Source organism: Flavobacterium sp. UBA7682 (genome assembly GCF_002482945.1).
GTDB lineage: Bacteria > Bacteroidota > Bacteroidia > Flavobacteriales > Flavobacteriaceae > Flavobacterium.
On the sequence record NZ_DLGY01000009.1, the window covers coordinates 150,135 to 165,282 of the forward strand.

Sequence of the window (15,148 nt, forward strand, 5' to 3'; positions counted from 1 at the left end):
TCATCTCTGAAAACCTTTCCCAATTTTAGCGGTCTGGACGGGACTCGAACCCGCGACCCCATGCGTGACAGGCATGTATTCTAACCAACTGAACTACCAAACCATCGCTTAATTGCGGTTGCAAATATACAACTGATTTTGATTCCTGCAACTTTTTTTATCAAAAAAAACAAACTCTATTTCTTAATTCTAACCAAACATTTGTTTTTCAACCAAGTATGTCGTTAAAATTTTTTCAAAACTTTCCTCTACAGCGACCGGAACATACTTAATTTTGTTTTGCGCACAAGTCATCGCTAAAGATTTGAAATAGTCATTAACCTTTTCTTCGTAGGCTTCTTTTACCGTATCGGCAAAAATATTAATGGCTTCACCGGTTTCTAAATCGATGAATTTCCTCGGCGCATTGTCGAAATTGAAGTTGATTTCCGTTTTTTTATCAATTACGTGAAAGACAACCACTTTATGTTTGTTGTGTTTCAAATGTTGTAACGCATTAAAAAGCGCTTCATTATTACCCGTTTGAAACATATCGGTAAACAAGATTATCATCGAACGACGGTGAATCTTTTCGGCTATTTGATGTAAAAAGGTAACGGTATCGGTGTTTTTAGATTCCTTTGGTTTCTCTAAAAGATTCTCCAAAGTATTTAAAATCATTCGATGATGACGATCACTGCCTTTTTCGGGCGCGTAATATTCATAGGTATCCGAATAGACACTTAGTCCAACTGCATCGCGCTGCTTCTTCAATAAATTCATTAGAACAGCTGAAGCCAATACCGAAAAGCCAATTTTATTGTGGTAAAATGGCACGTCACTTTTCAACTTCGGATAATGCATTGAAGACGAATTGTCGATAATTAAATGGCATCGCAGATTGGTTTCTTCTTCAAATTTTTTGGTGTACAATCGGTCCGTTTTGGCAAATAATTTCCAATCGATATGCTTAGTACTTTCGCCTGCATTATAGACTTTATGCTCCGCAAATTCGGCCGAAAAACCATGAAATGGTGATTTGTGCATGCCCGAAATAAATCCTTCCACTACTTGATTGGCCAGTAATTCGAGATGTTTAAATCCGGAAACGAGTTCTTTTTGTTCTTCAATCTTCATAATTACTTCGTCAGTTCGCCATGCTTTCGCAAGGCTCGTGTCAAATATAGCGAAAATTGAAAGAACTGAAAAGTTTAAAAAAGTTATCCTGTAAATGGTAAAATGTGAACGCTAGCCCCGATGGGAGCTGGCTACCGTGTAGCGCGGACAGCGGGTCTATATTTCCTAAAAAAAGCTATCGTTTGCTTCTAATCATAAAAAAAGGCCTAACTCTCGTTAGACCTTGATTTCTTTTTCATTGTATATTACAACAATGCATCGATAGCATCGGTATAAGTCTTTTTAGGAGCAACGCCTACTTGACGTCCTACTACTTCTCCGTTTTGGAAAACCAATACTGTTGGAATGTTACGAACGCCATATTTGGCAGCGAACTCTTGGTTTGCATCAACGTCAACTTTTCCAACGACTGCTTTCCCTTCGTATTCTGAAGATATTTCGTCGATAACCGGACCAACCATGCGACATGGACCACACCAAGCTGCCCAAAAATCTACTACTACCGGTTTATCTGATTTTAATACTACTTCGTCAAAAGTAGCATCTGTAATTGCTAAAGCCATATTTTATATTTTTAAATTACTTTATTTATTTGAGCACAAAATTAGACATTTTATTTTGGTTTTCTACACTAAAAAAATCAGTTTTGGCTATCAAATCATTATCAGAACTGATACCTAATTCAAACTGAATTTTACGTTCATTTTTTCTAATTCGAGTAATAACTCATTGGATATTTTTATTTTCAATCTTCTGCTTGGCATTTCTAAAGTGGTTATTCTTCTTATTTCCTCAGTGATGACTGGTGCGGTTTGCACCATTTCTTCTTCAACAATTTCATTGCTGTCTAAGTTTTCTATGTCAATTTCACTGTCAGTATCCGCCATTAAAATCGGCGCTGTCGACTTTACAATCTCGACTGGTTTGGCCACAATCTCCGTTTCTATCACTTCAAAATTCACAGATTTATCACCTTCATTGCTTCTGAAAATTTCATTCAATTTTTGAATCAAACTCTGTTGCAAATCGTTGATGTCCATCTGAATACTTAACTTTTTGGCATACTGAGACAAAACATCCTGTAGTTGTTTTACATCCAAAAACTGCAATCTTGGTTCCGATTTGTTTCCGGTTTCTCTGTTCACCCAACCGTCTTTTACACCGACTTTAAAATAGACAAATTGATTGTTGACCAAGAAATGTCGGAACTTCAAATACTCTTCATCGAAGATTCGGAAATCGTGGCTTTCATCATAACCCTCTAGAGTAAACATCGCCCAATCTTTACCATTTTTGGCGGTTTTGTATTGCACATTGGTTACAATTCCGGCGAAGGTTAAATTCTTGCCGATGTAGTTATTGAGGTTTTTTAAATGCTCTAATTTACTATTGCAGAAATATTTCATTTCAAATTTAAAGTCGTCCAAAGGATGTCCGGAAATGTATATACCAACCACTTCTTTTTCTTTGGCCAACTTCTCCATCGTGCTCCATTCATCGCATGGTGGCACTATGGGTTCCGCGATTTGAACTTCACTTGCTTCTCCAAACAAACTTACTTGCGAGGAATTTTCATTCTCTTGAAATTTGGAACCATATCGAACCGCTTTTTCCAAAAAAGTAATTCCTTCGCCTTCAATGTGGAAATATTGTGCACGATGGGTATTTTCAAAACAATCAAATCCACCGGCTAAAGCCAGACTTTCAAATGCTTTTTTATTCGCGGCACGCAAATCTATTTTTTTGGCCAAATCAAATATCGATTTGTACTTTTCTTCTTTTCTGTTTTGAACAATGGTATCTACAGCATTGGCACCAACACCTTTCACTGCACCCATTCCGAAACGAACAGCATAGCTTTCATTAACCGTAAATTTATAGAAACTCTCATTAACATCCGGACCGAGCACTTGCAATCCCATTCGTTTACATTCTTCCATAAAGAACGAAACCTGTTTGATATCATTCATATTATTGGACAAAACCGCCGCCATATATTCCGCCGGATAATTGGCTTTTAAATAAGCCGTTTGATAGGCAATCCAAGCATAACAGGTTGAGTGCGATTTATTGAAAGCATATTCAGCAAAGGCTTCCCAATCTTTCCAAATTTTTTCTAATTTATCAGCTGAATGTCCATTGGTTTCCGCTTGCGCAATGAATTTTGGCTTCATTTTATCCAAAACATCCTTTTGCTTTTTCCCCATCGCTTTACGCAACACGTCGGCGTCACCTTTGGAAAAATTGGCTAACTTTTGCGACAAAAGCATTACTTGCTCTTGGTAAACCGTAATTCCGTAAGTATCGCTAAGCAATTCTTCACAAGCCTCTAAATCGTACTCTATCGGTTCTTCCCCATTTTTTCGTTTGATAAAACTTGGAATGTAAGCAATTGGTCCCGGTCGATATAACGCATTCATCGCAATCAAATCTCCAAAAACCGTAGGCTTCAATTCCTTCATGTATTTTTGCATTCCGGCACTTTCATACTGGAAAATCCCGACTGTTTCTCCGCGCTGAAAAAGCTCATACGTTTTAGCATCATCAATAGGAAACTCATCCGGATTTAGCTCTTTTCCGGTTCTGTATTTTACTAATTTAACCGTATCTTTTATCAAGGTTAGGGTTTTCAACCCTAAGAAGTCCATCTTTAATAAACCCGCGCTTTCTACGACCGAGTTATCAAATTGGGTGACATATAAATCAGAATCTTTGGCCGTGGCCACGGGAACGAAATTGGTGATATCACTTGGCGTAATAATTACGCCACAAGCATGAATTCCGGTATTTCTGAGGTTTCCTTCTAAAAATTTGGCTTGATTTATAGTTTCTGAACAAAGCGAATTTTCTTTAGAAAGCGAAATCAATTCTTTTACTTTATCAAACTCTTCCGGACGTAAAACTTTTTTAATGGCGGCTTCATCTTCAGATAAAAGTCGGGCCAAATTCCATTTGGATGGCATCATTCCCGGAATCAATTTGGCTACTTTATCGGCTTCAAAAAGCGGTAAATCCATAACCCTTGCGGTATCACGGATACTCGATTTTGTGGCCATCGTTCCATAAGTGATAATCTGTGCTACTTGTTTGGAACCGTATTTATTGATTACATAATCCATTACACGACTTCTGCCTTCATCGTCAAAATCAATATCGATATCGGGAAGTGAAACCCTGTCCGGATTAAGGAAACGCTCAAAAAGTAAATTGTACAACAACGGATCAATATTGGTAATCCCGAGACAATACGCCACTACAGAACCGGCTGCTGAACCACGTCCGGGACCAACAGAAACGCCCATTTTTCGAGCTTCGGCAATGAAATCCTGCACAATTAAGAAATAGCCCGGATATCCGGAATTTTCAATTGTTAATAATTCGAAATCAATACGCTCCTGAATTTCAGGCGTAATTTCGGCGTAACGTCTTTTGGCGCCTTCGTAAGTTAAATGATGTAGATATTTATTTTCTCCACGTTTGCCTTTATCAGCTTCATCTTCTGCGACTAAAAATGCTGACGGAATATCAAATTTGGGCAACAAAACTTCACGAGACAAATCGTAAATTTCAATCTTATTGACTATTTCAGCTGTAGAAGCAATTGATTCAGGCAAATCGTGAAAGAGTTTTTTCATTTCATCACCCGATTTGAAATAGTATTCTTTGTTATTCAATCCGTAACGATAACCGCGACCGCGACCAATAGGTGTTGATTGTTTTTCGCCATCACGAACACACAATAAGATATCATGCGCATTAGCATCTTCTTTATTGATATAGAAAACGTTATTCGTAGCAACGGTTTTGACTTGATGTTTCTTGGCCAAAGCTATCAACGACACATTCACCCGATTTTCGTCTTCTTGATTGTGGCGCATTAACTCGATATAAAAGTCATCTCCAAATTCTTGTTTCCACCAAATCAAAGCTTCCTCAGCTTGGTTTTCGCCAATATTTAAAACTTTACTCGGAATCTCTCCATAGAGGTTTCCTGAAAGCACAATAATATCTTCTTTGTATTGCTGGATGGTTTTTCGGTCAATCCTAGGTACGTAATAAAATCCTTCGGTGTAAGCGATAGAGGATAATTTTGCCAAATTGTGATAGCCTTTTTTAGTTTTGGCCAAAAAGACAATTTGATAACCATTATCTTTTCGAGACTTGTCTTTTAAGTCGTCACAAACATAAAACTCGCAACCAACAATAGGTTTTACGATAGTTTCTGTTGGTGTTTCACCGTTTTCTTCTGCTTGTTTATTTTTGGCTTGCGCCGATTTATTATGGTATAAAATATCACGGACAAAGTGAAAAGCTCCCATCAAATTCGCATGATCAGTCATGGCTACGGCGGGCATTTTGTTTTGTACTGCTGCTGCCACTAAATCTTTAACACTAATGGTAGATTGTAACACCGAAAACTGAGTGTGATTATGCAAATGCACAAAATCAACATCAGCTAAAGCCTCGTGAATTTGCTTTTCATCATTGGCTGGATCAACAACTTCTTCTTGTTTTTGAAATTGCTTTCTGATTTCATCCGAAGCTTGTTTCAGATTGATATGCTTTAATCCTATTAGTTGGATTTCCTTCGGATTGTTTTCGCCAAATTCTCTGAAATAATCAGTCGGAACATCAAGTTCTTCTTTGGTAAAAATTTCCCTTCTAATCAACTCTAAAAAACAACGCGTAGTGGCTTCAACGTCGGCAGTCGCATTGTGCGCTTCCGCAAATGGAACGTTGAAAAGATAGCTGTGTAATTCGGTTAGCGTTGGTAATTTGAACTTTCCACCGCGACCTCCTGGTAATTTTAAAAGCGATGCGGTAACTTCGGTACAAGTATCCAATACCGGCATAGAAGCCATTGGGGAATTCACTCCTAATCGGTAAAATTCACAACCCATGATGTTGACATCAAAGCCAACGTTTTGTCCGACTATGAATTTGGCTTTCGCCAAAGCGATATTGAATTTTTCTAATACTACTGCTAAAGGTATTCCTTGTTCTTGCGCTAATTCTGTTGAAATTCCGTGAATTCTTTCGGCATCATAGGGAATATTGAATCCTTCAGGTTTAACCAAATAATCTTGATGCTCAATCAAATTTCCCATCGCGTCGTGCAACTGCCAAGCAATTTGAATACATCTTGGCCAATTGTCGGTATCGGAGATTGGAGCACCCCAACGCTTTGGTAATCCGGTGGTTTCGGTATCGAAGATTAAATACATTTAATAAGGGATTAAGCAAAAGGCATTAGCCACTCGAGGCAAAACCGAACAGAGTGAAGCTAAAAGCAGCTTTATGATTAAAACAAAAATACGTTTTAGCCATTAAGAAATCAATTTTAGTTATCAACAAAAAACAAAAAAGCCAACTCAAATTGAGTTGGCTTTTAAATATCTATAAAGTATATAACTTAGTATCTTCCTCTATTTCCACCACCGCTGTTTCCACCACTGTAGCTTCCGCCACCACGTGAGTTTCCACCGCCGTTATAACCTCCACCACTACCGCCTGAACGGTTGTTGTTAAAAGTTCTTCTTTCGCCTTCCGGTTTTGGTTCAGATTTATTTACCACAATAGTACGACCTTCAACAGTAGCACCGTTTAATTCCTGAATTGCTTTTTCAGCTTCTGTGTCATTTTCCATTTCCACAAAACCGAAACCTTTACTTCTTCCAGTAAATTTATCAGTAATAATTTTAACGGAATTAACCGTACCATAAACCCCGAAGGATTCTTTTAAATCTGCTTCGTCAATACTAAACGGAAGACTTCCAACAAAAATGTTCATATTTTAATTTTAAAATTCAGCCACAAAGGTAACTTAAATAAAACGTAAACCGCTATAAATTTGGACTTTATTATAAATAAAAAAAAAGCCATCCGAAGATGGCCTATATATTTTAAAATTAATTGATTCTTAAAGAGATGGATAAATAGGGATTTTATAAAATTCTCCATATTGAAAATTCAAAATCGGCCCACCAAAAGGGTTGTTATTAGCATTAGCCGCATTGAATTTAAATTTCCCCGACACAGTCATATTTTCATTGTCAAATTCTGTGATCTTAACTTCACCATTACTGTTTTGAACATTTAAAACTCTGAATGTACAATTGACATTACCACCTGTAACCGTGATTAAATCACCCGCTGTGTAGGCATTCCCCCTAGAAGAAAGTGTCAATGCGGTAACAACTCCTGAAGCATTTGCAGTCACATTTACAGTCAAACCACTACCTGTTCCGCCTGTAGTTGCCACTGATGTTCCACTACTATAACCTGTTCCGGCATTAAACAATGCTATTTGAGAAACCGGTCCCGGAACTGCTATTGTTGCATACTCTAAGTCAACCTCATTAAAAGTGGAAGAATAAGTGGCAGAATTGTTAGTATTGGTTGTACCTAAAACGTATGTACCAACATTGGCACTAGCGGTATTTAAAGTTATAAGTTCATATTCAGTGTAAGCTTCAACAGAAAGTTGACCAGTAGGCGAAATGTAAGCTCTTGTGTCATTGGCTATCCAAAGCACATCATCTTTCAATCCTTGAAAACCGGGATTATTAAATTTAACATCTTCCTGACAAGATGATAGCACTACTGCAACTAAGATAAGGGACAAAAATCTTTTCATTTTTTCAATGTATTTCTCCACAAAAATAACTTTTTAATATAAAAATGCTAATTAAATTTTAAAAAAATAACGTTAAAGTTGATGAAAACAAGAACTTAGCTTTAAAAATACAATCCTCAATTAGTTTGTTTACAAAAAATAACTATCTTTGCACCCTTAAATAATCGAGGTCGAGTACCTCAAATTAATCAAAAAGATTATGTCAGTAAAAATTAGATTACAAAGACACGGTAAAAAACAAAAACCTTTTTACTGGATCGTAGCAGCTGATGCTCGTTCAAAAAGAGATGGTAGATTCTTAGAAAAACTAGGAACTTACAATCCAAATACCAATCCTGCCACTATTGATTTAAACATTGACCAAGCGGTTCAATGGTTACACAATGGCGCTCAACCAACCGACACTGCAAGAGCTATCCTTTCTTACAAAGGTGCCTTAATGAAACACCACCTTGATGGCGGCGTTCGCAAAGGAGCTTTAACGCAAGAACAAGCTGATGCTAAACTGGCTCAATGGTTAGAAGACAAAGCAGGTAAAGTAACTGCTAAAAAAGAAGGTTTATCAAAAGCACAAGAAGCGGCAAGAGTTAAAGCCTTAAAAGCAGAAAAAGAAGCTAATGACAAACGTGCTGCTGCCGCTGTTGAAGCTGCAAAAGTAGAAGAAGTGGCTGAAGAAGTTGCGGTTGAAGAAACTGAAGCTCCAGAAGTAGTTGCTGAAGTTGCAGTGGAAGAAACTGTTGCTGAAGTTGCTGTAGAAGAAGCTCCTGAGGTTGTTGCTGAAGAAGCAACGGCTGTAGAAGAAACTCCTGCTGCTGAAGAAACCAGCGAAGAAAAAGAAGCTTAATATTTCCGGCAATTATGCGTAAAGAAGATTGTTTCTATTTAGGTAAAATTGCAAAAAAATTTAGTTTCAAAGGGGAAGTTCTTATCTATTTAGATACCGACGAACCCGAATTATATGAAAACATGGAATCAGTATTTGTTGAGTTCAACAAAAATCTGGTTCCATTTTTTATTGAAAACAGTTCCTTGCATAAAAACGACTTTCTTCGCGTACAATTTGAAGATGTCGACTCCGAAGCAGAAGCCGACACCCTTCTCGGATGCGAAATTTATCTTCCGCTTTCTATGTTGCCAAAACTCGATGGCAATAAATTCTATTTCCACGAAGTAATTGGCTTCGAAATCGAAGACAAACGTTTGGGTATTTTTGGTGTTATTCAATCCATCAACGATACAACAGCCCAACCGCTTTTTGAAGTATTGAATGGCGAAGTGGAAATGTTGATTCCGATGATTGACCATTTCTTAGTCGAAATTGACCGCAAGAACAAAAAAGTCGTGATGGATTTACCGGAAGGCTTGGTTGAAATGTACCTTTAGATTTCTAGAATCGCTGCGCTTTTAGATTGTTAGAAACACCTGCGGCTTTGGCTTTTTTAGAAGCTAATCCTGCTATCCGCTACAATCTTTTTGTTTTTATAGAAAAAACAAAAAGGATTTTCACTACTATCAGGGCTAGGACATTATTTTTCAATCAGCAAAATATAAATCTAAGAGCGAAGCGATTCTAAAAATCCAATAATCTAACATGTCCGCATTCCAATTCAAAAAATTCTCCATTAACCAAGACCATTGCGCTATGAAAGTAGGTACTGATGCCGTTTTACTTGGTGCTTGGACGCCAATTGACAATCAGCCTTTTTCGGTTTTAGATATTGGTGCCGGAACCGGAATTTTGGCTTTAATGTTAGCCCAAAGATATTCCGCCGAGCACTCGAGCCTGAAAGGCGAACCGGCGCAGCAAATTGACGCCATAGAAATCGACGAAGAAGCCTTTGAACAATGTGTGGAAAACTTCGAAAACTCACCTTGGTCAGACCGATTGTACTGCTATCACGCCGGTTTGGACGAATTTATGGAAGAACCCGAAGATGAATATGATTTGATTATTTCCAACCCACCGTTTTATAGCGAAGATTATAAAACTGAAAGCGAACAAAGAGATTTAGCGCGTTTTCAAGACGCATTGCCTTTTGAAGATTTGGCTGAGGCAGCTTCAATGTTACTTTCAGAAAACGGAATTTTTGCCGTGATTATTCCATATAAAGAAGAAGCAAAATTGATTGGCTTAGCCAAAGAATGCAACTTATTTCCTTTCAAAATTACTCGTGTAAAAGGAACACCAACCACAGAAATCAAAAGAAGTTTACTCGCTTTTTCATTTGCCGAAAAAACAAACTTCCCTATCGATGAACTCATTATCGAAACGGCGCGACATCAATATACTGAAGATTATATTGCTTTGACTAAGGATTTTTACCTGAAGATGTAAAATTAGTCCGAAAGTAGAAGTTCAATATTTAAAGAATATCCGAGACTTTGCTTCCATTCCTCTTGAAAATACCAACTATCCGTAAATTCTTTTGTTTTGTCAATAGAGATTAACGGTTCATAAAAAAAGCCATTGGGATGATTGCTATTTTTACTGTAACTTTTATTTTGTTCCAATAAAGGATGCTGAATGATGATAAAAATCCCATTGTCCGGAAATTCAATATTCAAAAAATTTAAATCAGCTTCCACTTCATTTGTGCCTTTTTTAAGTTTGTAAATAAGATGCTCTGTATTTAGTATCTCGTTTGGTTTACCATCGTTCCCGACCGAATAAATCGAAACGCTTATCAGACGGTTTTTCGCAGTGGTCGTAGTAAAGAATTTGGCTTTGCCAAGATACTTTCCTTGGTTACTGTTATTGGGGAAATATTTTGCCGTCATGGCTATTTTAGTATCCCATTGCACACCATAGTGACTATCTCCTCTTTTGGCCTTACCTAGTTTTACTGTTTTTGCAAATTTACGTTTGACCAACTTTACTTCATCCAAGTCAATCTTATTCGGGCGAAGATATATTTCGTCCGTAATTTTCGCTATCGTATCGTGATAACCAACGCAGGTGATTTTAAAATAGTTTGCCCTGTCTTTGGCATCAACACTAAAAACACCGGAGGAATCTGCGGTTCGATAAAGTGATTGGGCTTTCCAAATATTGGCATAAGCGACTGGCATTTTTGACTCTTTATCTTTTAAATGCACTGTAGTTTGCGCCTGAAGCAAAACACACATAAAACAAAACAACACGACAATTTCTTTTTTCATGATACAAATAAAAAGGAGTTACAATATACTTTTTTAAGTTTAACTTTTTGTCATAAAATATTTAACAAAATCTTCGGAGTTTACCCAAGTCGCTTTATTTAATTTAGTTCTCTAGGTTTTTATCTTAAAGCATATGGCAAAAATTACTTCTGGTTTCTTTTTATTGTTTTCTCTTTTAAGTTTTGCACAAAGCGAAAAGTTGCTTCATGGAAAAGTGTTGTCAGAAGGAAAAGCTATTGAAAATGTTGACATTGTCAATATGAATTCTAAAAAAAACAGCAAAACCGACGGTGAAGGAAACTTTACTATTTTAGCCAAAGTAGGCGACGAACTTTTTATCATCACCAAAGAACACACTGACCAAAAGATTGTATTAACACTAGAACATTTGAACCAGGACAACCTCATCATTCGTTTAGAAAAAAAACCAATTGAATTGGAAGATGTTGAAATTTTAAAAAAAACAAGCCTTAAAATAGAAATCAAACAAGCAGACATTGACGCCATAAAGCTAGCCAAACAAGCCAACGCATTGAAAGTACAGAATGTATATGACGGCACCATTGAAAACGGCATTGACTTTGTCAGAATGGGCAAAGGATTGCTCAATTTATTCAAAAACAAAAATAAAATAAAGCCCGAAAAACCATTGTCTCCAATTCCTTTTAAAGAATATATCACCTTAAATTTTGACCGTGATTTTTATATCGAAAAGCTTAAATTGAAACCCGAAGAAATCGATTTGTTTATTGCGTTTTGCGAAGCAGATCCGAAAGCCAAAACTATTTCGGAACAACAGGATGTATTGGTCGCTTTAGATTTTTTGCTGGTTAAAAATGAAGCATTTAAAAAATTAGAGCGTTAGTCTTTAGTAGAAATAACCTTAGCCCGGATTCCTTCGGCAGTCGCTTCGCTCGTGTGCAGTGAAAATCCTTTTTGCAAAAAAAAGATTGCAACGCATAGCCGGAAAAAGCTTCAAAAAATTATAACAATTGTTAATGTCGTTTTTAATTAAGATTATGTAGCTTTGCAAACGTTTTCGTAAACCAAATTTAAGACTATAAAATCGACATATGAAACCAGATTTATTTCAAGCTCCTGATTACTATAATTTAGATGATTTATTAACGGATGAACACAAATTAGTGCGTGATTCTGCTCGTGCTTGGGTGAAACGCGAAGTTTCTCCCATCATAGAAGATTATGCGCAACGTGCAGAATTTCCAAAACAAATCATCAAAGGTTTGGGTGAAATTGGCGGATTCGGACCTTATATTCCGGAAGAATACGGCGGTGCCGGTTTGGACCAAATTTCATACGGTTTAATCATGCAAGAAATTGAAAGAGGTGATTCCGGTGTGCGTTCAACGTCATCAGTACAATCGTCTTTGGTGATGTATCCAATATGGAAATTCGGAACCGAAGAACAACGTCAAAAATATTTACCAAAATTGGCTACGGGAGAATTAATGGGTTGTTTCGGACTGACCGAACCTGATCATGGTTCGAATCCTTCCGGCATGACCACCAACTACAAAGATATGGGCGACCATTATTTGTTGAATGGTGCCAAAATGTGGATTTCAAACGCACCATTTGCGGACATCGCTGTAGTTTGGGCCAAAAATGAAGAAGGCAGAATCCACGGCTTAATCGTAGAAAGAGGTATGGAAGGTTTTACCACACCGGAAACGCATAACAAATGGTCACTTCGCGCTTCGGCAACAGGCGAATTGATTTTTGACAACGTAAAAGTACCCAAAGAAAACTTAATGCCGGGCAAATCTGGTCTTGGGGCACCAATGCAGTGTTTGGATTCAGCGCGTTACGGAATCGCTTGGGGCGCTATTGGTGCTGCAATGGATTGTTACGACACGGCTTTGCGTTATGCCAAAGAAAGAATACAGTTTGACAAACCGATTGCCAGTTTCCAATTGCAACAAAAGAAATTAGCCGAAATGATTACCGAAATCACCAAAGCACAATTATTGACTTGGCGTTTAGGCGTTTTGAGAAACGAAGGAAAAGCGACAACCGCTCAAATCTCAATGGCGAAAAGAAATAACGTGGATATGGCGATTCACATCGCTCGCGAAGCCCGTCAAATGTTAGGCGGAATGGGAATTACCGGAGATTATTCAATTATGCGTCACAGTATGAACTTGGAATCCGTGATTACTTATGAAGGAACACACGACATTCACTTGTTGATTACCGGGGCGGATATTACAGGAATTCCGGCTTTTAAATAAAATTAAACAATCAATAAAATTTATACAAAATGCTTCTCTGTTTCGGGAAGCATTTTTACTTTTGTGTTGTAGTGAAACCAAAACGGTTTTACAATACGTAAATACTAAAAAAAGCTATGACCATATCTATCATCAACGAGAAAATTCAATCACAGAAAGACATTTTACTCCAACATCCGTTATACGAAAAAGTAAAAACTATTGACGATTTACATCAATTTTTAGAAAGTCACGTGTATGCCGTTTGGGATTTTATGTCGCTGTTGAAAGCATTGCAGCGCCAATTGACCAGCACTACAACACCTTGGTTTGCTACAGCAAATCCGGAAACCAGGTATTTGATTAACGAAATTGTTTTGGCCGAAGAAAGCGATTTGACTTTAGACGGAAAACGTTTAAGTCATTTCGAAATGTATGTCGATGCCATGCAAAGTTGTGGCGCTTGTACCCAAGAATTAGACGCTTTTCTTCAAAACGTAATCGATACTAAAAATGTCTTCATCGCCATCAAACAAAGTGATTTACATACGGACGTAAAAGCATTTTTAGACTTTACTTTCCGCGTAATTGAAGAAGGTAAAGTGCATAAAATTGCGGCCGCATTTACTTTTGGCAGAGAAGATTTGATTCCGAATATGTTTACCGAAATCCTGAAAAACTTCCAGCAAAATTTCCCTGATGTTGATTTGTCTAAATTGATTTACTATTTCGAAAGACACATCGAATTAGATGCCGACGAACACGGACCAATGGCGATGCAAATGATTAACGAACTTTGTCAGGACGATGCTCAAAAATGGAAAGAAGTCGAAGAAGTTTCCATTTTAGCTTTAGAAAAAAGAATTGGGCTTTGGAATGCCATTGAAGAAAAAATAGAAGCCAGTTTGGCATTGGCTTAAACCCAAAGCAGTTGCTTTGCCGTAAATGCTTGTATTGAAATAATCCTTATGAAATACTTGGCTAAAATATTTTCATCGCTCTTTCTTAGCTTATTGCTTATAGGTTGCAGTTCGGATGAAAACGAAATTGTAATTGCTCCGGTAAACTATAAATATTTAGCCTTAGGCGACAGTTATACCTATGGTCAAAGTGTTTGTGCCGATTGCAGATTTCCCGAACAACTTAAAGACAGCCTTAGCCAATACTTAAATACAAGTGATACTTTTGACATCAAACTTATTGCCGAAACCGGTTGGACAACCACCAGTTTAAAAGCTGTTATTGCCGGCGAACCGATAACAAATGACTATGACTTGGTTACGCTTTTGATTGGCGTAAACAATCAATTTCAAGGGAGGCCTTTCTATATCTACGAACAAGAATTTCCCGAATTGATAAATACTGCCATTTCAAAGGCCAAAGGAGATAAAAACAACGTCATTGTCGTTTCGATTCCAGACTATGCTTACACACCTTACGGACAAGGTTCAATCGCCATTTCAGAAGGGGTTTATTCTTATAACGAATTTGCCAGAAATTATTGTTTGGCCAACGATATTACTTTTGTCAATATCACTGACATTACCAGAGCCGGTTTGCTCCAACCTGAATTAGTTGCCAGCGACGGCTTGCATCCATCGACTATTGCTTATTCTAAATTTGTAGAAAGGATTTTACCTGAAGCGAAAATAAAGTTAGGACTTTAATTATGCTTCCGGTGCCAATTCTATTTCGAGTCCGTTAAGGTCTTCTGTGATGTGAATTTGGCAACCCAAGCGGCTATTATCCTTAACATTAAAGGCTTCCCAAAGCATAGCTTGCTCATCATCACTTTTCTCCGGTAACGGGAAATCATTTAAAACATAACACTGACAAGAAGCACACATCGCCATGCCGCCACAAATCCCGATGGTTCCTTCGGGTGCCAATTCGTAAGCACGAACGAGTTCCATGATGTTCATGTTCATATCAGTTGGTGCTTGTACTTCGTGACTGATGCCTTCGCGATCAGTTATGGTTATGGTAACGTCGTTTGCCATGTCAA

General features: G+C 37.6%; 14 protein-coding genes and 1 tRNA gene. 7 read left to right on the top strand and 8 right to left on the bottom strand.

Annotated elements, in window-relative coordinates; genetic code table 11:
* Positions 1-29 precede the first annotated feature (29 nt).
* The 6 genes from B3C16_RS02330 to B3C16_RS02355 form a co-directional block, all read right to left on the bottom strand.
* Positions 30-103, bottom strand: a tRNA-Asp gene (locus B3C16_RS02330).
* A gap of 86 nt (positions 104-189) precedes the next feature.
* Positions 190-1,116, bottom strand: coding sequence for a DUF58 domain-containing protein (locus B3C16_RS02335; RefSeq protein ID WP_291128402.1), 927 nt, complete (start codon positions 1,114-1,116; stop codon positions 190-192).
* A gap of 245 nt (positions 1,117-1,361) precedes the next feature.
* On the bottom strand, positions 1,362-1,679 hold the full coding sequence (gene trxA / locus B3C16_RS02340; protein ID WP_121312549.1) for a thioredoxin: 318 nt from the start codon (positions 1,677-1,679) through the stop codon (positions 1,362-1,364).
* Between the two features lie 114 nt (positions 1,680-1,793).
* Positions 1,794-6,341 (bottom strand): DNA polymerase III subunit alpha, encoded by a 4,548-nt coding sequence (dnaE, locus tag B3C16_RS02345; protein ID WP_291128405.1) that lies wholly within the window; start codon positions 6,339-6,341, stop codon positions 1,794-1,796.
* Positions 6,342-6,529: 188 nt separating this feature from the next.
* A complete protein-coding gene (locus B3C16_RS02350; protein WP_121312547.1) occupies positions 6,530-6,907 on the bottom strand; it encodes an RNA recognition motif domain-containing protein in 378 nt (125 codons plus the stop codon).
* A 129-nt stretch (positions 6,908-7,036) separates the two neighbouring features.
* Positions 7,037-7,774 (bottom strand): DUF6252 family protein, encoded by a 738-nt coding sequence (locus tag B3C16_RS02355; protein ID WP_291128408.1) that lies wholly within the window; start codon positions 7,772-7,774, stop codon positions 7,037-7,039.
* Positions 7,775-7,952: 178 nt separating this feature from the next.
* Here B3C16_RS02355 and B3C16_RS02360 point away from each other — a divergent pair, with 178 nt between their 5' ends.
* From B3C16_RS02360 to B3C16_RS02370, 3 genes are all read left to right on the top strand, one after another.
* On the top strand, positions 7,953-8,597 hold the full coding sequence (locus tag B3C16_RS02360; protein ID WP_291128410.1) for a 30S ribosomal protein S16: 645 nt from the start codon (positions 7,953-7,955) through the stop codon (positions 8,595-8,597).
* Positions 8,598-8,611: 14 nt separating this feature from the next.
* The gene (gene rimM / locus B3C16_RS02365; RefSeq protein WP_291128412.1) at positions 8,612-9,136 is read left to right on the top strand and encodes a ribosome maturation factor RimM; all 525 of its coding nucleotides are present in this window, start codon (positions 8,612-8,614) and stop codon (positions 9,134-9,136) included.
* A 208-nt stretch (positions 9,137-9,344) separates the two neighbouring features.
* Positions 9,345-10,088, top strand: a complete 744-nt coding sequence (locus tag B3C16_RS02370; RefSeq protein WP_291128414.1) for a tRNA1(Val) (adenine(37)-N6)-methyltransferase — start codon at positions 9,345-9,347, stop codon at positions 10,086-10,088.
* 2 nt (positions 10,089-10,090) lie between these two features.
* On the opposite strand, the gene B3C16_RS02375 is transcribed toward B3C16_RS02370, so the two are convergent.
* Positions 10,091-10,912 carry a hypothetical protein gene (locus B3C16_RS02375; RefSeq protein WP_291128416.1) on the bottom strand — a complete coding sequence of 274 codons (822 nt, stop codon included), beginning with the start codon at positions 10,910-10,912 and terminating at the stop codon, positions 10,091-10,093.
* A gap of 133 nt (positions 10,913-11,045) precedes the next feature.
* Between B3C16_RS02375 and B3C16_RS02380 the strand changes: the two genes are divergently transcribed.
* From B3C16_RS02380 to B3C16_RS02395, 4 genes are all read left to right on the top strand, one after another.
* On the top strand, positions 11,046-11,777 hold the full coding sequence (locus B3C16_RS02380; protein WP_291128418.1) for a hypothetical protein: 732 nt from the start codon (positions 11,046-11,048) through the stop codon (positions 11,775-11,777).
* A 208-nt stretch (positions 11,778-11,985) separates the two neighbouring features.
* Positions 11,986-13,164 carry an acyl-CoA dehydrogenase family protein gene (locus B3C16_RS02385; protein WP_291128419.1) on the top strand — a complete coding sequence of 393 codons (1,179 nt, stop codon included), beginning with the start codon at positions 11,986-11,988 and terminating at the stop codon, positions 13,162-13,164.
* A 116-nt stretch (positions 13,165-13,280) separates the two neighbouring features.
* Positions 13,281-14,063, top strand: a complete 783-nt coding sequence (locus B3C16_RS02390; RefSeq protein ID WP_121312539.1) for a DUF3050 domain-containing protein — start codon at positions 13,281-13,283, stop codon at positions 14,061-14,063.
* A 48-nt stretch (positions 14,064-14,111) separates the two neighbouring features.
* Positions 14,112-14,810 (top strand): SGNH/GDSL hydrolase family protein, encoded by a 699-nt coding sequence (locus tag B3C16_RS02395; RefSeq protein WP_291128421.1) that lies wholly within the window; start codon positions 14,112-14,114, stop codon positions 14,808-14,810.
* On the opposite strand, the gene B3C16_RS02400 is transcribed toward B3C16_RS02395, so the two are convergent.
* On the bottom strand, positions 14,811-15,143 hold the full coding sequence (locus B3C16_RS02400; RefSeq protein WP_121312537.1) for a 2Fe-2S iron-sulfur cluster-binding protein: 333 nt from the start codon (positions 15,141-15,143) through the stop codon (positions 14,811-14,813).
* Positions 15,144-15,148 lie beyond the last annotated feature (5 nt).